The sequence below is a fragment of the Saccharothrix sp. genome (assembly GCF_031180885.1).
GTDB lineage: Bacteria > Actinomycetota > Actinomycetes > Mycobacteriales > Pseudonocardiaceae > Actinosynnema.
Genome location: NZ_JAPSLK010000067.1, coordinates 24,607 through 43,235, shown reverse-complemented (window position 1 = coordinate 43,235; position 18,629 = coordinate 24,607). Strand labels below are relative to the sequence as shown.

The following is an 18,629-nucleotide window of genomic DNA, read 5'->3' as shown; positions in this document are numbered from 1 at the left end:
CCGCCGCCGCCCGCCGCCCGCCGCCGCCCGCCGCCGCCCGCTGCCGCCCGCCGCCCGTCGCCGCCCGCTGCCGCCCGCCGCCTGGTGCTCCCGCCGCCTGGTGCCGCTGCACCCCCGCTCGCGGCCTGCGCCACCCCGCCGCCCCGCACGCCCCCGGCTCGCGCCTGCGTCGCCGCCGCACCCTCGGCCGGGACCTGCATCGTCGCGGTGGGGGCCGGGTTTCGGGGCCGCGTGGCCGGAGAGTGAGTTGGCTGAGGGGCGCGTGGCTTGGCACGTGTCGCGAGAGAGCTGCGGCGCGGAGGCTGCCTGGTGGCGGCTGGCTGACGTGGGAGAGGCGCGTGGCAGGCGGCTGAGGCTGCGTAGGGAGCGTGGCAGGCGGCTGAGGCTGCGTAAGGCGCGTGGCAGGTGGCGGAGGGTGCGTAGGGCGAGTGGTGGGCGGTGGAGGGTGCGTAGCGGCGGTTGGTCGGTGGTGGAGGTGCGTAGGGGTGCGTGGCGGGCGGCGGAGGGGGCTGGAGGGGGTGTGGGGTGGGGCGAGGGAGTGTGGGTTGTCGGCGGGGTGGAGGGTTAGCCGGCTAGGGCGTCGCGTTCTACCGAGACCGGGTAAAGGTCGTCCACGCGGTAGCCGACGCCGCGGACCGTGGTGATCAGCGAAGCAGCCTCGCCCAACTTGCGGCGGATGCGGCGCACGTGCACGTCCACCGTCCGCGTGTCCATGAACGAAGTCGCCCCCCACACGCTGCTCATCAACGCCGTCCGCCGGTGCACCTGCCGCGGATGGGTGCACAAGTGGTGCAGCAGGTCGAATTCGAGCCTGGTCAGCTCCACGTCGCGGCCCCGGTGCAGCACGCGCCTCGAGTCGGCGAGGATGCGCAGGTCGGCTCGCGGCACGGGCAGGTCCACCACCACCTCGGTGGTCGGAACGTCCAGGGCCTCGCGCAGCGTCTCCGCCAGGTGGGTCGCGGCGTCCAGCGCCTGGCCGGGCGGTGCGCTCAGGCGGATGGAGACCGTCACCTCCACGGTCGTCACCTCGGTCACGAGACCGATCGGACCAGACCACCTCGGACGGGGTCAACGCCGTCCAGGAAGTGGGAGTCGTTGACAGCGGGCATCATGGCCACCATGACGACGACCATCACGCTCAACAACGGCGTCACCATGCCACAGCTGGGTTTCGGCGTCTTCCAGGTGTCCACTGAGGACACCGAAGCCGCCGTCGCCGAAGCGCTCAAGGTCGGCTACCGCAGCATCGACACCGCCGCCGCGTACGGCAACGAGGAACCCGTCGGCCGGGCCATCGCGCGCCACAACCGCGACGAGCTGTTCATCACCACGAAACTCTGGAACTCCGACCAGGGCTACGACGAGGCCCTCCGCGCGTTCGACACCAGTCTCGCCAAGCTCGGCCTCGACCGGCTCGACCTCTACCTCATCCACTGGCCCGCCCCGCGGCGCGACCGCTACGTCGACAGCTGGCGCGCCCTGGGCAAGCTCCTCGCCGACGGCCGCGTCCGGGCCATCGGGGTCTCCAACTTCCAGCCCGCCCACCTCGAACGCGTGATCGACGCCACCGGCGCCGTGCCCGCGGTCAACCAGGTCGAGCTGCACCCCCTCCTCCAGCAGGCCGACCTGCGCGCCTTCCACGCCCGGCACGGCATCGCCACCGAGGCCTGGAGCCCGCTCGCCCAGGGCGGTGACCTGCTGCGCGACGACGTGATCACCGGGATCGCGGCCAAGCACGGGCGCACGCCGGCTCAGGTCGTGCTGCGCTGGCACCTCCAGCTGGGCAACGTCGTCATCCCCAAGTCGGTCACGCCCAGCCGCATCGCGGAGAACTTCGCGGTCTTCGACTTCGCGTTGGACGAGTCCGACCTGGACCGCATCGCGTCCCTGGACACCGGCGAGCGCATCGGCCCCCACCCGGACCACTTCAACTAGACCCCGAGAGCAGAACCCGGACCTACACCTCGACCGGGCCGCCGGTGCGCCAGTACACGCCGTCGGCCCGGTCCAGCAGGCCCTCGTCGACCAGGTAGCGCCGCACGGTCACGTGGTCGACCTCGCCGCCCTCGCACCGCTCGCGCAGCGCCTCGGTCACCTCCCGCTCGCCGTACCGGCGACCCGGCTCGAACACCACGACCACCCGTTCCAGCACCTCGCGCCGGCGCCCGCGCTGTGCCGGCAGCTTGAGCAGCCGTCCGTCCCGCAGGAACGGATCCTCCTTCGGCCGCTCCACGCGGGCGGCGTGCGTGAAGACCTCCTCCCGCAGGACCAGCTCCTCACCGTAGGCTGCCACCAATCCCGCGGTGCGGAGTTTGCGCAGCGCCCGGTCCACGACGCGGTTGTCCAAACGGGTCGCTTCGGTGATCTCCGTAACGTTGCGGGCACCAAGGACCAGTGCGGCCACCACGCGCAACCGGTCTGGACCGGCGAGGAGTCCGATCAGCGCATCAGGGGTCACGCTTAGAGCTAACCGAAGCCGGCGCTCTGGTGCATGCGCTTTTCGGGCGGACCTTAATACCCGTGCGCACTGATCACCTCTTCCCCATGGCGTCGGTGGAGCCGGTTTTCGGCATGCCCACCGAGAACGCCCGCAAGTTCCAGCAGGTGGCCGCGGAGCAGGACCTCGTCATCGACGTGCGGGCCACGAACCCGCACGCCGTGGCCTGGCTGCGCGACGGCGCGTTGCCCAAACCCGAAGCCGTGAAGGCCAAGACCATCGACGACCTGGACGTCCGGCTGGGCGCCCGGCACCGCTACCGCGGCCTGGTCGGCTTCTTCCGGCCCCGGTTACCCCGCTACGGCGTCACCGACCGGCTGCTGAAGCGCTTCACCCAGCGCCGGGAGGAGTTCGACCACCTCGGTCCGAAGATGGCGCTGCTGGAACGGCTCGGTGAGTACCTCGTGCGCGACGGCGTGGTGCACGGCTTCGACCGCCGCGGGGTGCTGCGCCCGCTGACCGGCGACCACGACGTGTTCGACATCCACGCCTCCGGCGGCCTGCCGCTGACCGGCCGGCGCTACGACCGGGCCGTCGCCACCATGATCGACCTCAACATGGGCGTGACCCACGGCGCCCACATGTACTGGCGACCGACCACCGCCGCGGACCGGGTGATGTTCGAGTCGATCGCCCGCAGCAGCAGCCCGAAGCTGCGCTTCCACCCCGACGGCACGATGACCGCGGGCGACTACCGCCGGGCCACCGCCGGCACCAGCGCGATCACCAGACCGGCCAGCGCGGACCGCCCGTTGGCGGCCGTTTCCAGCGTGGGCAGTTGAAGCCAGGTGGTGGAGGTGTCGACGCCGTCGAGGTAGAGCTTGCCGTAGACCAGGAGCAGCGCGATGCCGTACAGGCGCGCGTACTGGTGCTTCCACGCCAGTGCGAGCCCGACCAGCCCCGTGCACACGTGCAGGGCCTGGTTGGCCGGGCTCATCGGCAGCACCGGCACCAGCGCGAACACCAGTTGGAGGGATCCCACGACCAGTGCGAGCAGTTGGGCGCGGGTCAGCCACGGGCGCGTCTCGGTGTCGCCCTTCTCGACCTTGTCCTTCACCGGTGCCTCTTTCCGCATGCCCTCCGGATACCCGGTCGTCGCGGGGCGACGCCCGAGACCGGATACCTTGCCCGCGCGACGCACGGATGTCCCCACTTTCGGGCGGTGTCGTCGGTGAGCGGCAGGCGTGCTGGTGCGAACGGCTCGCGGCGGGCGGTTTTCGGCTCCACAGCCCGGTTTGCTGCAAACGATCTGCAACTTGCAGGGCGGTTCAGCGCAGCAGCGGGTCCAGACGCGGCTTGGTGTCGGTCACCGCGTCCGCCGGTGGGCGGTCCTCGTGCAGGACCGCGCGGAGCATCGCGGACAGCTCCGCGGAGACCTCGGGGTGGCGCGGCGTGTAGGGGGAGCGGGCGGTGGTGAGCTGGGTGGTGAACGCGCCGAGGTTGGGGTCCCACTGCCACCCGGGGTCCGTGGCGGTGTCCGTCCGGTTGGGCACCGCCTGGAGCGCCGCGCCGAACTCGGTGGCGTTGTCGGGCTGCTCGGCCAGCCACCGCAGCACGTCCCACGCCCGGTCCGCGTGCGGGGTGCCCGCCCCCACCACCCACGCCTCGCCGCCGACCAGCGACGCGGTACCGGCCGGGCCTGCGGGCAACGTCGCCGCGCCCCAGTCGAGACCGGCGGCGTTGAGCGCGGGCACGGCGCGCGGGCCGTTCACCATCATCGCGCACCGGCCTTCTGTGAACGCCGATGTGACGTCGGAGTTGCTCCACCGCAAGGAATCCGGATGCGCGCTCGCCATCAGGGAGTCCACAAAGGACAGTGCATCGACGGCTCCGGTGATGTCCTGGACGTCCCCGCCCGCCTGCCACAGGAACGGCAGGAACGTGCCCGTGAGGTCGTCGCCCGCGCCAACGGCCAGGCACAGGCCCCACCGCCCCGGCCCGGTCAGGGACTGGGCGGTGACCCGCAGGTCCTGCCAGGTCGCGGGCGGTCCGGCGACCCCGCCGGCGGCGAACAGGTCCCGGTTGTAGAGCAGGACGGGGGTGTCGGTGCGCAGCGGCACGCCGTAGTAGCGGCCGTCGTGGCGGACGCCGTCCCGGGCGGGTTCGACGAACGGCAGGTCCCAGGCCTCGAACCGCCCGGTCAGGTCGGTGAGGGCGGAGGCGGCGGCGAGGCGGGGGAGCGCGGCGACGTCCACGGTGGCGACGTCCGGCCGGGGACCTCGGGCGAGGCGCTCTTCGAGGTCCGCGCGCGGCATGGTCGTCCGCTTGATCTCGACGTTCGGGTGCTCCGCGCGGTGGCGGGCGAGGAGGGCCGCGACGGCCTGGTCGGCGGCGGGGGAGTGGTCGAGGTGGTCCCACCAGGTGAGGATGACGTGCTCCGGGGGCGCCGTGGCGCACGCCGCCAGCAGGAAAACCGCCGTGAGCACCGCCCGCACGCGCATGCCGCTCCACCTTCCCCACGGGCGGCGGCCCCACCAGTCGTACTACCCCCGGGTGCGGCGGGCTGTCAAGATCACGCCTGCGTGCGGCCCCGGGGCTGCGGTTCGGTCGGCGGGGCGGGTTCGGGAGCGACGACGGGCTCCGGCCCGGGCCGGTCCAGGGCGCTGAGGTCGAGGTCGGCGAGGTAGGTCGCCGCCAGCTCGTCGTAGATCGGTGTTGAACTCACATCCGGGGATACTGACCGGCGTACCGCTTCCGCGCTGCGCATCTCACCTGTGTGGGTTACCCATTTTCAGGTGAAACCCGCACAAGTGCGGTAACGATCCCCTCCGTGCGGGAGGGTCACCCCTGTGGTGTGCGAGATCGAAGTGGACGGTTACCGGCTGTCGCGAGCGCCCAGCGCGATACGGCGGACGTGCGTCCCCATTGCCATTTCGAATGGTCCGAAGGCAATCCGCCGGCACACCTGGTCCGCCACCCGATCCTCGGGCAGTGTGGCACCGCGCAAGTGGTGCAGGAGACGGTTGATCACCGCGTAACGGGGGTGCCCGCGCGCACGATGATGGCGTAGGCGGCCACCGCCCCCCTAGGCCGCCTGCAAGTCCCGGTCAGGGCTCCCCTCCCCCCGAGGAGCCCTGGCCGGGCACCTCACCGCTCCAGCGGTTCTCGCGCCTCCCGCCGCACCGGCTCCCGCCCGAAGGGCTGCCGCACCGCCGGCGCCACCGGCGGGTCCGGGATCGGCAGGGTCAACGGCGCCTCCGGCTCCACCACGATCGGCTTGCCGTGGTGCGCCGTCCGCAACGCCCCGCCGGACACGATCCGGTAAGTGGCCTCGTCTCGCGTCACCGTCACGCACAACCGCGTCCCCAGGTAGGACATCCGGAACGCCATCCGCCCCAGCGTCGGTGGCAGCCGTGGCGCGAACGTCAGCCCCGAGTGGTCCCGCATCCCCCCGAACCCCGCCACCAACGCGATCCACGCCCCCGCCAACGACGCCATGTGCAGTCCGTTGTGGACGTTGTGGTGCAAGTCGTGCAGGTCGGTGAACGCGGCCTCGGCCAGGTAGTCCCACGCCAGGTCCAGCGCCCCCACCTCGGCCGCCAGCACGGACTGCGTGCCCGCCGACAGCGACGAGTCCCGCACGGTCCGCGCCTCGTAGTAGGCGAAGTTCGCCGCCTTCTGCTCCGGGGTGAACGCGTCCCCGCGCACGTGCATGGCCAGCACCAGGTCCGCCTGCTTCACCACCTGCTTGCGGTACAGGTCGAAGTACGGCTTGGACAGCAGCAACGGGTAGTCGTCCTCGGGCGTGCGGTCGAAGTCCCACTCGGCGTGGGCGGTGAAGCCCTGGGCCTGTTCGTGCACGCCCAGCAACTCGTCGAACGGCACCAGCATCTTGTCCGCCGCCAGCCGCCACGCCGCCACCTCCTCCGGCTTGACGCCCAGGTCAGCGGCCTGTTGCGGGTTGCGTTCGGCAGCGTCCGCCGCCTCGCGCAGGTTCTTCTGCGCGATGAGGTTGGTGTAGGCGTTGTTGTCCACGATGGCCGAGTACTCGTCGGGCCCGGTCACGCCGTCGATGCGGAAGCCGTCGTGCTGGTCGTGGTGGCCGAGCGACGTCCACAGGCGGGCGGTTTCCACCAGCAGCTCGGTGCCGCAGTCGCGGTCGAACTCCGCGTCCCCCGTGGCCGCCGTGTACTGGGCGACCGCGTGGGCCACGTCGCCGGAGACGTGGAACGCCGCCGTGCCCGCGGGCCAGTACGCCGAGCACTCGGCCCCGTTGATGGACCGCCACGGGAACGCCGCCCCGTGCTGGCCCAGGACCACGGCCCGCTCGCGCGCCTTGTGCAGTGTGGAGTGACGCCAGCGCAACGCGTCCCGGGCGGCGTCGGGGACCGTGTAGGTCAGGACGGGGAGCACGAACATCTCGGTGTCCCAGAACGCGTGCCCGTCGTACCCCGGACCGGTCAGGCCCTTGCCGGCGATCGCCCTGGTCTCACCGCGGGCGCCGGCCTGGAGGATGTGGAACAGCGCGAACCGCAGCGCCTGCTGGATCTCGTCGTCGCCGTCCACCTCGATGTCCGCGACCTCCCAGAAGTCGTCCAGGAACACCCGCTGCTCGCGCAGCAGCCCCTCCCAGCCGGTCTGCCGCGCGCCCGCCAGCGCCGCGTCGACCTGCGCCCGCAGCGCGGGCACCGAGCGTTGCGCGGACCACCCGTAGCCCAGGTACTTGGTCAGCCGCAGCGCGCCGCCCGCCGGGACGTCCAGCGCGGCGGTGAAGCGGGCCAGGTCGCCTTCGGCGTGGATGCTGGTGCGGACGCCGTCGGTGACGTCCAGTTCGTGGTCCATCGCGGCGGCCATGCGCAGGCCGGAGTAACGCGTGTGGTGCGCCAGCACGGCCTGGGTGCCCTCGGCCCACGCGAAGGCCGCGACCAGCGGCGCGTCCAGCGCGGCGGCCACGCGCGGGTCGCCGCCCCGGTGCTCGATGGGCTCGTTGGCCAGCAGGTCGGACTGCACCACCAGTTGCAGGTCGTCGTGCGGTTCGACGACGTAGTGGATCGCCGCGACCGCGCGCTGCGTGAACGACACCAGCCGCTCGCTGCGCACGGTGATCCGGCGGCCGGTCGGGGACTCCCACTCGGTGCGGCGGCGCAGCGTGCCGGTGCGGAAGTCCAGGATGCGCTCGTGGTCCAGCGCCCGGCCGTAGCGCATGTCCAGCGGCTCGTCCTCGACCAGCAGGCGGATGACCTTGCCGTCGGTGACGTTGACGATCGTCTGCCCGGCCTCGGGGTAGCCGTAGCCGCCCTCGCCGTAGGGCAGCGCGTGCTCCTCGTAGAAGCCGTTCAGGTAGGTCCCGGGCAGGCCGCGCGGTTCGCCCTCGTCCAGCGTGCCGCGCATGCCGATGTGCCCGTTGGACAGGGCGAACGTCGACTCGGTCCGCCGCAGGTCGGGCACGGACAGACCGTGCCACCGCAGTGCCCAGGGCTGGATCTCGTAACCGGTCACAGCAGCTCCGCCAAGTCCTCGACCACCACGTCCGCCCCGTTCTCCAGCAGCGCCGCGCGCTGACCCGCGCGGTCCACGCCCACCACGTACCCGAAGCCGCCCGCACGCCCCGCCGCGACCCCGGCCAGCGCATCCTCGAACACCGCCGCCCGCTCCGGCTCGACGCCGAGTGCTTTCGCCCCGGCCAGGAACGAGTCCGGCGCGGGCTTGCCGCGCAGCCCGTCCCGGCTGATCACCACGCCGTCCACCAGCGCCTGCACGTACTTCGACAGGTCGGCGGCGTCCAGCACCCGGCTCGCGTTCGCCGACGAGGTCACGACGCCGATCTGGAGCTTGCCGTGGACCGCGTCCAGGTAGCGGACGGTGCCCGGGTAGGGGGTCACGCCCTCCTGCCGGATGATCGCGTCGATCAGCTCGTTCTTGCGGTTGCCGACGCCGTGGACGGTGTCGCGGTCGGGCGGGTCGTCCGGCGACCCCTCCGGCAGCGTGATGCCGCGGGAGGCCAGGAAGGTGCGGACCCCGTCGTAGCGGGGGCGGCCGTCCACGTACTTGACGTAGTCGGATTCGGCGAACGGCGGCTCGCCGCGGGGGCGCAGGAAGTCGTCGAACGTGCGCCGCCACGCGCGGCGGTGCAGGACAGCGGTGCTGGTCAGCACGCCGTCCAGGTCGAAGAGGCAGGCGGTGATCCCGTCGGGCAGCCCGGTGCTCATGCTCTCGTGTCTACCCCTTCCGGGCGCGGGGTACCCGGCAGAAAAGGGAGGTGGTCGGACCATGGCCAAGCCACGGGTGCTGGTCGTCGGAACGGGGTTCGCGGGCTACCACTGCCTGCGGGCGCTGGAGCGGTCGTTGCCGCCGGACGCCGCCGAGCTGGTGGCGGTCAACCCGACCGACTACATGCTGTACGTGCCGCTGCTGCCGGAGGTCGCGGGCGGGACGCTGGACCCGCGCCGGGTCGCCGTGCCGCTGCGGCCCAAGCTGCCGCGGACCCGGCTGGTGCAGGCGCACGCGACCAAGGTGGATCTGGGCGCGCGGACGTGCACGGCGGTGGACGTCGAGGGGCGTGAACAGGTCCTGGAGTGGGACCGGATCGTGCTGACGTCGGGCAGCGTGACCCGGCTGATGTCCATCCCGGGCGTGGCCGAGCACGCGTACGGGTTCAAGTCGGTGGCCGAGGCGGTGTTCCTGCGCGACCACGTCCTGCGCCAGGTCGAGCTGGCCGAACAGGCCACCGACCCGGCCGAACGCGCCGCCCGCGCCACGATCGTGGTGGTCGGCGCCGGGTACACCGGGACCGAGTTGGTGGCGCAGGGCCAACAACTCACCGCCGCGGCGTTGAAGGGCCGTCCCGGCGCGCCCCCGGTGCGGTGGGTGCTGGTCGACATGGCGGACCGGGTGCTGCCGGGCTTGGACGCACGCCTGTCCGGGCCTGCGCTGAGGGTTCTGCGGTCGCGCGGGGTCGACGTGCGGTTGAAGACCAGCGTCGCCGAGGTGAGTCCGTCGTGCGCGAAGCTGACCGATGGCAGCGAGATCCCGTCGAAGACCGTGGTGTGGTGCGTGGGCGTGCGCCCCGACCCTCTTGTCGAGTCCGTCGCCCTGCCGACCGAGAAGGGCCGCTTGGTGGTGCTGGAGGACCTGACGGTGCCCGACCACCCGCACGTGTTCGCCGCCGGTGACGTGGCCGCCGTGCCGGACGTGCACAACAACGGCAAGCCCACCCCCATGACCGCGCAACACGCCCAACGCCAGGGCAAACTCGCTGGCCGCAACGTCGCCGCGTCCCTGGGCCACGGCACACCGGCTCGTTACCGCCACCGGGACCTGGGTTTCGTGGTCGACCTGTCCGGCGGCCAGGCGGTCGCCAACCCCTTGCACGTCCCCCTGACCGGCTGGCCCGCGAAGGTCGTGGCCCGCGGCTACCACCTGCTGGCGATGCCGGGCAACCGCCTCCGCGTGGCCACCGACTGGCTCACCGAACTCCTGGCCCGCCGCCAGGTCGTCCAGTTCGGCCTGGTCCCGGCCTCGGGCGTGCGCCTGGGCGACGCCGACCGCGTGGACGCCGGCCCCGTCCTGCACTAGCGCCGGTTCTGTCGGTTCGTCGTGCGATCAGGTTTTGTCGGTTCGTCGTGCGATCAGGTTTTGTCGGCTCGTCGTGCGATCAGGTTTTGTCGGCTCGTCGTGCGATCAGGTTTTGTCGGTACCTCGTGCGATCATGGAACCGGGGGCCGGAGGCCACATCCCGAGGGCATCGCACATGAGCTTCGGCAATGGTCGAGCAGGCCGGCTGGGGTGTCCTGCCCGGACCTCTCCCGGGCAGGACCGCCGGCGACGTCTCAGGCGGGCTTGAGCGGGTCGTGGCCGATGGACATCAGGCGGTGCCGCCAGTGGGCCTCGCCGGCGGTCGGCTCCAGGTCCTCTCGGCGCTGCTCGTGGACCCGCTCCACGACCTTGCGCATCACGCGGACGTCTTCGGTGGTCAGGTCGGTGCGCCGCTTGCGCAGCACCCTCAGCACCTCCTGGCCGGTCGGGGTGCCCGCCTGGTCGGGCAGTGCCTCGGTGTTCTCGTCCGCCGAGCGGGTGCGCAGCCAGTCCTCCAGTTCGAGCGAGGTCATGTTCACCACGCGATGGAACTCGTCCCACAGGGTGTCGGTCATGGCGCGAAGGGTTGCCGTCCCGGGCGCGGCTCAAACCCCGTTCTTTGCACAACCCGAACATTCGCCGCACCGGGTGCTCACCGCGTCCCGCGATCGTGGACGCATGAACACATGGATCCGTCGCATCGCCGTCGCCGCCGCCGTCGCGGGGGTCGGCCTGGCCACGACCGGTGTCGCGTCCGCGCAGGACAAGACCTACGCGCCCGTCACGCTCAGCCCCGAGCAGGTCAAGAAGATCTGCGAGCAGCGGCTCCCCCGCGTCGAGGACCGGGTGAACCGGCTGACCACCCGCATCAACGGCGGCGCCGACGTCGTCGGCTCCACCGCGTGGCTCAAGGCGCAGGCCCAGAAGGCCCGCGACGAGGGCGACACGGCCCGCGCCGAGCGCCTGGACAAGCGCGCCGAGCGGCGCGGGGACCAGCTCGCCCGGCTGGGCAAGGTGCAGGAGCGGGTGGACAAGTTCCAGGCCGACCACTGCGGCGTGAAGTGAGAGCCGCGCTGGTCGTCGCGGCACTCCTCGCGTCCCTGGTGGCGTGCCGCGACGACGCCGTCCACGACCCCGGTCTGGACGACGTCGAGTCGACCTTGAGCAGCATCGAGGCCGAGGTCGACGAACCCTGACCCGCCGGGTGGCGACCGCGCGCGCACTCGTCGCGGTCGCCACCGCCACAAGCCTTCGACCAGCAGTTTTGCTTTCGACCGAAGTTCGTTGCGCCCCGGGCACCCGAAATTGTCGTACCTCTCTGGCACTATCTCGAACAGGTGTTCGGTACGCGTTCGGAAGGGAGCTAGGGATGCGCGTACAGCTCGATCCCCGGCAGTGGCCCGGCCGTGTCATCCCCGAGACCGACGACGAGATCGACACGGCCGTCGAGGCGCTGTGCCTGCGTGCGAGCTGGGGTGACGCGGACCGCGCGCTGCTGCGCGAGGTCGTGGAGCCGTGGTTGCGCGAGGGGTGGAGCGTCGACGCCCTGCTGGCGGCCGTGGACTCCAGGCCCGATGGGACCAGGCAGGGCAGACCCAGGAGCCGCGACCAGGCCGCGCACGACTTCCTCCGCGTGCGGCTCTGGTCGTGGTGGCAGGGGGGCGCGCGGCGTGCGCGCCCCCCGGTCGCCGGCATGACGCTGGGGCAGTGGTGGCGGGTCAACCGCCGCAACGCCCGGCTCACCGCGCCGCGACCCCGGCGGCCGTTGGGCGAGTCGGGGGAGCGGGCCCGGGAGGAGGTGCGGTCGCGGGCCCGGCTGCGCGACCCGGTGGAGCGGGCGCGGGCCCGGGCGCGGCGGTGGCAGGAGGTGCTGGACTCGTTACTGGTGCCCGGCAAGCGACCGCCGACGTTCGAGGACTCGCGCCGGTTGCTGGCGGAGGTGGTGGTGCAGGCGCCCGCGCACCCGGTGTGCAGTCGGTGCGGGTGTCGGACGGGGGTGTTGCCTTACGCCGCTTGAAGGTGACGATCGCGGCTGAGGTTCGCGCTTCGGCTCGACGTGGTGGGAACGGTTCGCGCCTGGGCTTCGGGGGCGTGAGCGCGATGACGCATGCCTTGGCGCGTGCGGACTTCAGACGACTCGGCGGTCCGACCCGGCCGGGCCGTTGATCCGCCGTGCCCGGAATCCGGCCATTCCCCGTATCCCACAAGGCTTTTCACGTCTGCCGTCGGCCGGTCCCGCCGTCCTGATCGGTGCGACTGGGGAACCCTACCCCTTGGCGTTTCAGACCGTCGCGCCGGGGGTGCCTCAAGTCTTGGCCGACGGAATTCCCCTTGCGATTCCCCTTGCGCGCGAATGATTGTCACCTGGACAGGTGAATTGCCGGGCTGTGTCCTGCGGGTACGGCGCGGGCTGGTGGCATCGGCACGGGCACTTCCGGTACGAACGCCCGGTGCTGAGATCCCCGGCGTGGCGAGCGTGGCTCGTCGGTGCCCTGCTGGTGCCCGCTCTCCTTGCGGCATCAGGGGTTTTCGCTCGCGCGCGGGTCGCCCAGCGGGAGTTCGCACAGCGGGAGGCCGCCGGGCGTCTCGCGGTCGCCGTGCGGGCGGACGAGGTGCTGCTCGCGGGTGGCGTCGCCGACGAGGACGAGCACCGTGCGCTGGTCGACGCGGTTCGGGACAAGATCACCTCCCACCGGGTGACGGACCTCCAGGTGACGAACCTACGGGTGACGGACCTCCTCGCGGAGGGCGGCAACCGTTCGCCGTTGAGCGCGACCACTGTGGCCGACGTGGTGGCCGCCGCCGTAGCCGCGTCCGCGCACGACCTCACCGCCGTTGCGACCGCCGACGCGCTGAGCGTCCGGGCCACCGTGCCCGACGAGCCCCGCGCCACGACGCTGCGCACGGCGCTCACCGCCTTGGGCGCGCGGGACCCCCGGGTGGACGTCGGTGCGCAGGTCGACCTCGCCGCGCTCCAGCGGTCGGTCACGGCGATGATCGAGGGCGGCGGCGGGTTTCGCTTCGAGCCGTCGTCCACGGCGTGGCAGGGTCACGGCCCGGTCCTGGTCGACCACGTCGGCCGCCTGTTGCTGGTGGCGCCGACCGCCGCCATCACGCTGAACGGCCACGCCTCCACCGAGCACCCGGACGCTCCCGCGCTGGCCCGGCAGCGTGCGGACGCGGTACGGGCGCTGTTCGTCGCGCAGGGGGTGCGGCCGGACCGGATCCGGACGGCGGTCGTGCTCGACTCCGCGCCGGAGAACACGGACCCGGCCACGCGCCAAGTCGACGTCCTGATTAGCTAGGAGCAGCGGTGTTCTGGTTGTTCGCCCAGATGTTCGTCCTGTGCGGGTTCGCGTTCCTGGCGGGCGCGGTCCTGACCTGGCTGCCCCTGCGCGCCACGATCCGCAACCTGCGCGCCGAACTCTCCCGCCCCACCACCCGCCCCGCCCTGGCCGCGGGAACGGTGATCATCCCAACCCAACCGACATCGACGGCGGCGGCGGGTTCCGCGCCGACGCCCACGCTCGAAGCCGACCCGGTGGAAGAGCCCGAAGAATCCGGAGAAGCGGTGGCTGCCGAGGAGGTGGTCCAGGTCAAGGGCAGTGCCAAGTCGATGATCTTCCACACGCCCGACTCGCCGTACTTCAAGCGGATGAAGGGCGACGTGACCTTCCGCTCGATCGCCGAAGCCGAAGAGGCCGGCTACACCCGCTGGCGGCCCAAGAGCGCCGCAGCCCAAGCCCGCTGAAACCCGCCCGCCGCCGACATCCGCATCGCCGCCCCGATCGCCATCGACGGCCACCGACGGCGCCCCTCCGCCGCCGGTCGCGCCCCTCCGCCGCCGGCCGACTCCTGCCGCCGGCCGACCCACCGCCGTCCCGTGTCGGACCCCGGAGCACTGAGTCGTCGCGAGTACCCTCCGCACCACCGGGGTGTCCACGACCAGAGGTGACCCCATGCCTTCGAGGGACCTGATCGTCGTCGGCGCGTCGGCCGGAGGGGTCGAAGCGTTGCGGGCGTTCGTCGGGGGACTTCCCGACGGCCTGGCTGCCGCCGTCGCGGTGGTCCTGCACATGCCCGCCGGCGGCACCAGCGCCCTGCCCGCCATCCTGCGCCGCAGCGGTCCGCTCCCCGTCGTCGGCGCCAAGCACGGGATGCCGTTGCGCACCGGCCGCATCCACGTCGCCCCGCCCGACCACCACCTGATCGTCACCGACGGCGCCGTCCGCCTGTCCCGCAGACCCACCGAGAACGGCCACCGCCCCTCGGTCGACGCGCTGTTCCGGTCGGCCGCCGTCGCCCGCGGTCCTTCCGTCATCGGCGTCGTGCTGTCCGGCACGCTGGACGACGGCGCGGCGGGCATGGTCGCGATCACCTCGCGCGGCGGGCTGGCCGTCGTCCAGGACCCGGAAGACGCTCTCTACTCGGGCATGCCCGCCGCGGTCCTGCGCAACCTCCACGTCGAGCACGTGCTGCCCGCGGCCGAGATGGGTGTGCTGCTGCGGGAGGTGGCGGGCCGCCCCGTCGCGGACGCCGGCGAGCCGTCCGACCTGCTGCGCAAGGAGACCGCGCTGTCCGCCGACGAGGCGGGTGCGCCACGGGGTGAGGTGAGTCGCATGGGGACGCCGTCGACCTTCAGCTGCCCCGACTGCCACGGCACGCTGACCTCGCTGGACGCCGACCACACCCGGTTCCGCTGCCACGTCGGCCACGCCTGGACCGCCGAAGCCCTCCTGGAAGCCCAGGACACCGCCCTGGAGAGAGCCCTCTGGACCGCGCTGCGGACGCTGGAGGAGAAGGCGACCCTGGCCCGGCGGATGGGTCGGGCGGCGCGGGCGCGGGGGAGTCGGCCGCTGGTCGAGCGCTACCGGGCCACCGAGGTCGAGGCGTCGTCCGCGGCCGAGGTGCTGCGGTCGCACCTGCTTTCCGGCGCGTTCGTCCGACACGCCCACCCGGAGCCCGACGCATGACCTTGACCTTCGACGTGGACACCGAGGCGGGCGCGGCGGTCGTCCACCCGGTCGGCCGGCTCGACCTCAGCACCTACGCCCAGTTCCGCGACGGCCTGCTCAAGTTCGCGCTGGCCGAACCGCTCGCGGTGGTGGTGGTGCTCGACGACGGCTTCGAGGTCGCCACGCGCGCCGTGATGTCGGTGTTCACCACCGTGTGGATGCGGGTCTCCGAGTGGCCGGGCGTCCCGTTGCTGTTGGTCGGCGCGAGTCGGGAGCACCGGCGCCTGCTCGACGAGGGCGGCGCGGGGACGTTCGTCCGGCACTTCCCGTCGGTGCGGGAGGCGATCGCGGACGCGCGGCGACGGCCCGACCGGCGGCGGGACGAGACCTGGCTGCCCGCCTCGCCGGTCAGCGCCCTCATGGCCCGCCGGTTCGTGCGCGACACCTGCGCCCGGTGGCACCTCCACGACGTGCTCGAAGACGCCCTGCTCGTGGTCACCGAACTGGTGGAGAACGCCGTCGACCACGCGCGCAGCGCCCCCCACCTGCGGCTGGAGCTGCGCGACCGGGCGCTGGCCATCGCGGTCCGGGACGACGCGGCGGCACCGCCGGTGCGGCGCGCGCCGGGGCCGCGGCCGGGCGGCCGGGGCGTCGCGCTGGTGGCGAAGGTCAGCCGGGTCTGGGGGCACACGCCGTGGCCCGCCGGCGGCAAGGTGGTGTGGGCGGTGCTCGACGCCGGCGGGTGACCGGCCGGCTTGATCGGATGCGGCGCCGCGCGGCGAGTAGCGTTCCGCGGTGTGACCGACCGCCGGGGGCCCGACGCCGATTTCGAAGAGGTGCTGCGCTACCTCAAGGAGTCCCGCGGGTTCGACTTCACCGGGTACAAGCGGAGCAGCCTCATGCGCCGCGTCCGGCACCGGATGGCGCAGATCGGCATCGACGACGACATCGACTACATCGACCACCTCCAGGTCAACGCCGACGAGTTCAACGCGCTGTTCAACACCATCCTGATCAACGTCACCGGGTTCTTCCGGGACGCCGAGGCCTGGGACCACCTGCGCGACGAGGTCGTGCCGACCCTGCTCGCCGAGCGCGGTCCCGACGACCCGGTCCGGGTGTGGAGCGCGGGCTGCGCGTCCGGCGAGGAGGCCTACAGCCTCGCGATGGTGCTCGCCGAGGCGCTGGGGCCGGACCGGTTCCGCCGGCGGGTCAAGATCTACGCCACCGACGTGGACGACGAAGCCCTCGCCCACGCCCGGCAGGCCGTCTACCACGACCGCGAACTCCAGGGCGTGCCCGCGGACCTGGTGACCAGGTACTTCGAGCCGCAGGACGGCCGCCACGCCTTCCGCAAGGACCTCCGCCGCTCGGTCATCTTCGGCCGCAACGACCTGGTCCAGGACGCCCCGATCTCGCGCATCGACCTGCTGGTGTGCCGCAACACCCTGATGTACTTCAACCAGGAGACCCAGGCCAAGATCCTCGGCCGGTTCCACTTCGCCCTGCTGCCGCGCGGCGTGCTGTTCCTGGGCAAGGCGGAGATGCTGCTGTCGCACAGCCGGATCTTCGACCCGATCGACCTGAAGCGGCGCATCTTCCGCAAGGTCGTGGGCGGCTCCGAGGGTCCCGCGCACCTCGTCACGCAGGCGCTGGTCCAGGACCGCCGCTTCGACGTCGGCGGCCTCGACCAGCTCCGCGAGCACGCCTTCTCCGCCGGCCCGGTGGCCCAGGTCGTGGTCACCGGCGACGACGTCCTGGCCCTGGCCAACCGGCAGGCCGAGACCATGTTCGGCTTGTCCGCCAAGGACATCGGGCGTCCCCTGCGCGACCTGGAGCTGTCCTACCGCCCGGTCGAGCTGCGCGGCCACGTGGAGCAGTCCCGCGCCGAACGCCGAGCCGTGCGCATCAAGGAGATCGAGTGGGTCCGGCCGCCCGGCGAGTCGCTGTGGTTGGAGATCCACCTCAACCCGCTGATCGCCGCCGACAACACCGTCCTCGGCGTCTCGATCGTCTTCCACGACGTCACCGCGGCCCGCAGGCTGCTGGACGACCTGGAGTACGCCAACCGCCAACTCGAGTCCGCCTACGAGGAACTCCAGTCCACGAACGAGGAGTTGGAGACCACCAACGAAGAACTCCAGTCCACTGTGGAGGAGCTGGAGACGACCAACGAGGAACTCCAGTCCACCAACGAGGAACTGGAGACCATGAACGAGGAGTTGCAGTCCACCAACGACGAACTCCAGAACATCAACGACACCCTCCGCGAGCGCACGGGGGAACTGGACCAGGTCAACGAGTTCCTGGAGTCCATCCTCACCTCGCTGCGCGCCGGCGTGGTCGTCCTGGACCTGGAGATGCGGGTCATCGCCTGGAACCGCGGCGCCGAGGAACTCTGGGGCCTGCGCCGCGACGAGGCCGAGAACGAGCACCTGCTCAACCTCGACATCGGCCTCCCGGTGGCCGACCTGCGCCCGGTCGTGCGGCAGGCCCTGGCCGACGCCTCGTTCCTGGCCGAGGTGAAGGTGGCGGCCGTCAACCGCAAGGGCCGCGAGGTCGTGGTGCGCGTGGTGTGCAGCTCGCTGCGCTCGAACGCGGTCCGCTCCAACGGCGCCATCCTCGTCATGGAGCAGCAGGCCTGAGCCGCTAGCCGACTTCCTCGATGTCGGTGGTGATTACGAAGTGCTCCCGCAGCCCGGCCACCTCCAGCGGGTGCAGCACGGCGGGCGTGGTGGCGATCACCCGCAACGACTTCCCGACCGCCTGGCACGCCGAGCGCATCGTCAGCAGCAGCGTGATCCCGTCGGAGGCGAAGAACGTGACCCCGCTCAGGTCGAGCACGAGTTCCCGCCGCGTCCGCACCAGGTGGCCGTGGGCGAACGCGGTCGCGGCCGGCACGGTCGCCATGTCCAGTTCGCCCGCGATCCGGAGGACCACGGTGTCCGACGACGACTCCACCACCGACAGCTCGACGGGGCTGTCCTCCATGATCACCTCGGGTGCGCGGGCCGTGCCGAACGGTTCGGTCCGCCCGCACCCACCAGCCTAGGCCCGCGCACCCGGGTGATGCACGTCATCAGGACGAGTGAAGAGCCTTTTCGAGCTGGTCCTTGCTCATCGACGAAGCGCCGTTGACGCCCTTGTTCAGCGCCTGCGCCACCAGTTCCTCCTTGGTGGCCTGGCCGGGAAGCCCGCCCATGTGCCGGGCGCGGCTGGCGGCGAAGGCCTCGCCGAGCTGCTCGCGGCGCGAGTCCTCCAGCTCCCGGCGCATCCCGGGCAGAACGGTGGACTCCTCTTCCTCGACGTGGTGGTCACGCCGTCGATCAGCTTGTCCAACACCTGCTCGTACTCGGACGAGGTGGGGTCGGTGGCGATGAGCTTGGCCAGCAGCGTCTCGGCCTCGACGTGCTCCTCCTGGCTGTGCTGGATCTCCTCCTGCTCGCCCGCCTCGTCCCGGGCGACCGGGTACACCGAGTCCTCCTCGGCCCGGCTGTGGGCGGTGAGCACCGCGGACAGCACGGGCGTGAGCAGTGGTCGTTTCTCCGGGTTGTTCTTCAGCTCGTCGAACAGGCGCTCCACCTCGCGGTGGTCCTGCATGATGAGGTCGACGACGTCAGGCACGGGTGCCTCCTCGGCTCGACGGTCACGGGTCGAACCGG

Annotated in this window: 21 protein-coding genes; 11 read left to right on the top strand and 10 right to left on the bottom strand. The window is 72.1% G+C overall.

The features are described 5' to 3' along the window. Window positions 1-564: 564 nt before the first annotated feature. A complete protein-coding gene (locus RIN75_RS38815) occupies window positions 565-1,035 on the bottom strand; it encodes a winged helix-turn-helix domain-containing protein (RefSeq protein ID WP_309117102.1) in 471 nt (156 codons plus the stop codon). An 84-nt stretch (window positions 1,036-1,119) separates the two neighbouring features. Between RIN75_RS38815 and RIN75_RS38810 the strand changes: the two genes are divergently transcribed. Beyond that, complete coding sequence (locus RIN75_RS38810) at window positions 1,120-1,935, top strand: aldo/keto reductase (RefSeq protein ID WP_309117101.1); 816 nt, start codon at window positions 1,120-1,122, stop codon at window positions 1,933-1,935. Window positions 1,936-1,957: 22 nt separating this feature from the next. Here the strand turns inward: RIN75_RS38810 and RIN75_RS38805 are convergent, their stop codons facing one another. After that, window positions 1,958-2,458 (bottom strand): DUF2087 domain-containing protein, encoded by a 501-nt coding sequence (locus tag RIN75_RS38805; RefSeq protein WP_309117100.1) that lies wholly within the window; start codon window positions 2,456-2,458, stop codon window positions 1,958-1,960. A gap of 62 nt (window positions 2,459-2,520) precedes the next feature. Here RIN75_RS38805 and RIN75_RS38800 point away from each other — a divergent pair, with 62 nt between their 5' ends. Continuing rightward, complete coding sequence (locus RIN75_RS38800; RefSeq protein WP_309117099.1) at window positions 2,521-3,279, top strand: hypothetical protein; 759 nt, start codon at window positions 2,521-2,523, stop codon at window positions 3,277-3,279. Here RIN75_RS38800 and RIN75_RS38795 read toward each other — a convergent pair. The 5 genes from RIN75_RS38795 to RIN75_RS38775 all read right to left on the bottom strand — a co-directional run bounded on the left by RIN75_RS38795 (window position 3,189) and on the right by RIN75_RS38775 (window position 8,646). After that, window positions 3,189-3,572: a hypothetical protein gene (locus RIN75_RS38795; protein WP_309117098.1), complete on the bottom strand. Its 384-nt coding sequence runs from the start codon at window positions 3,570-3,572 to the stop codon at window positions 3,189-3,191. The two genes, RIN75_RS38800 and RIN75_RS38795, sit on opposite strands and share 91 nt — an antisense overlap. A gap of 193 nt (window positions 3,573-3,765) precedes the next feature. After that, window positions 3,766-4,938, bottom strand: a complete 1,173-nt coding sequence (locus RIN75_RS38790) for a sugar ABC transporter substrate-binding protein (protein ID WP_309117097.1) — start codon at window positions 4,936-4,938, stop codon at window positions 3,766-3,768. 71 nt (window positions 4,939-5,009) lie between these two features. Continuing rightward, a complete protein-coding gene (locus tag RIN75_RS38785; protein ID WP_309117096.1) occupies window positions 5,010-5,162 on the bottom strand; it encodes a hypothetical protein in 153 nt (50 codons plus the stop codon). A 422-nt stretch (window positions 5,163-5,584) separates the two neighbouring features. Beyond that, on the bottom strand, window positions 5,585-7,936 hold the full coding sequence (locus RIN75_RS38780) for a glycosyl hydrolase family 65 protein (protein ID WP_309117095.1): 2,352 nt from the start codon (window positions 7,934-7,936) through the stop codon (window positions 5,585-5,587). Next, window positions 7,933-8,646, bottom strand: a complete 714-nt coding sequence (locus RIN75_RS38775) for a beta-phosphoglucomutase family hydrolase (protein WP_309117094.1) — start codon at window positions 8,644-8,646, stop codon at window positions 7,933-7,935. Before RIN75_RS38775 ends, RIN75_RS38780 begins: the two co-directional genes overlap by 4 nt. 61 nt (window positions 8,647-8,707) lie before the next feature. On the opposite strand from RIN75_RS38775, the gene RIN75_RS38770 reads away from it, so the two are divergent. Further along, complete coding sequence (locus tag RIN75_RS38770) at window positions 8,708-10,012, top strand: NAD(P)/FAD-dependent oxidoreductase (protein WP_309117093.1); 1,305 nt, start codon at window positions 8,708-8,710, stop codon at window positions 10,010-10,012. Window positions 10,013-10,266: 254 nt separating this feature from the next. Here RIN75_RS38770 and RIN75_RS38765 read toward each other — a convergent pair whose 3' ends face one another. Then, complete coding sequence (locus tag RIN75_RS38765) at window positions 10,267-10,587, bottom strand: DUF3140 domain-containing protein (RefSeq protein ID WP_309117092.1); 321 nt, start codon at window positions 10,585-10,587, stop codon at window positions 10,267-10,269. Window positions 10,588-10,690: 103 nt separating this feature from the next. Between RIN75_RS38765 and RIN75_RS38760 the strand changes: the two genes are divergently transcribed. The 8 genes from RIN75_RS38760 (at window position 10,691) to RIN75_RS38725 (ending at window position 17,612) form a co-directional block, all read left to right on the top strand. Beyond that, complete coding sequence (locus RIN75_RS38760) at window positions 10,691-11,077, top strand: hypothetical protein (RefSeq protein ID WP_309117091.1); 387 nt, start codon at window positions 10,691-10,693, stop codon at window positions 11,075-11,077. After that, the gene (locus tag RIN75_RS38755) at window positions 11,074-11,208 is read left to right on the top strand and encodes a hypothetical protein (RefSeq protein WP_309117090.1); all 135 of its coding nucleotides are present in this window, start codon (window positions 11,074-11,076) and stop codon (window positions 11,206-11,208) included. The genes RIN75_RS38760 and RIN75_RS38755 overlap by 4 nt, the downstream gene beginning before the upstream one ends. A gap of 173 nt (window positions 11,209-11,381) precedes the next feature. Beyond that, window positions 11,382-12,029, top strand: a complete 648-nt coding sequence (locus RIN75_RS38750; protein ID WP_309117089.1) for a hypothetical protein — start codon at window positions 11,382-11,384, stop codon at window positions 12,027-12,029. Window positions 12,030-12,462: 433 nt separating this feature from the next. Further along, a complete protein-coding gene (locus RIN75_RS38745) occupies window positions 12,463-13,317 on the top strand; it encodes an OmpA family protein (RefSeq protein WP_309117088.1) in 855 nt (284 codons plus the stop codon). An 8-nt stretch (window positions 13,318-13,325) separates the two neighbouring features. After that, window positions 13,326-13,763, top strand: a complete 438-nt coding sequence (locus RIN75_RS38740) for a hypothetical protein (RefSeq protein ID WP_309117087.1) — start codon at window positions 13,326-13,328, stop codon at window positions 13,761-13,763. 208 nt (window positions 13,764-13,971) lie between these two features. Beyond that, window positions 13,972-14,985: a chemotaxis protein CheB gene (locus RIN75_RS38735; protein ID WP_309117086.1), complete on the top strand. Its 1,014-nt coding sequence runs from the start codon at window positions 13,972-13,974 to the stop codon at window positions 14,983-14,985. After that, complete coding sequence (locus RIN75_RS38730; RefSeq protein WP_309117085.1) at window positions 14,982-15,713, top strand: ATP-binding protein; 732 nt, start codon at window positions 14,982-14,984, stop codon at window positions 15,711-15,713. The genes RIN75_RS38735 and RIN75_RS38730 overlap by 4 nt, the downstream gene beginning before the upstream one ends. Window positions 15,714-15,764: 51 nt before the next feature. Beyond that, complete coding sequence (locus RIN75_RS38725) at window positions 15,765-17,612, top strand: CheR family methyltransferase (RefSeq protein WP_309117084.1); 1,848 nt, start codon at window positions 15,765-15,767, stop codon at window positions 17,610-17,612. A 4-nt stretch (window positions 17,613-17,616) separates the two neighbouring features. On the opposite strand, the gene RIN75_RS38720 is transcribed toward RIN75_RS38725, so the two are convergent. Both RIN75_RS38720 and RIN75_RS38715 read right to left on the bottom strand, forming a co-directional pair. After that, the gene (locus tag RIN75_RS38720; RefSeq protein ID WP_309117083.1) at window positions 17,617-17,958 is read right to left on the bottom strand and encodes an STAS domain-containing protein; all 342 of its coding nucleotides are present in this window, start codon (window positions 17,956-17,958) and stop codon (window positions 17,617-17,619) included. Between the two features lie 156 nt (window positions 17,959-18,114). Next, window positions 18,115-18,591 (bottom strand): hemerythrin domain-containing protein, encoded by a 477-nt coding sequence (locus RIN75_RS38715; RefSeq protein WP_309117082.1) that lies wholly within the window; start codon window positions 18,589-18,591, stop codon window positions 18,115-18,117. Between the last annotated feature and the right edge of the window lie 38 nt (window positions 18,592-18,629).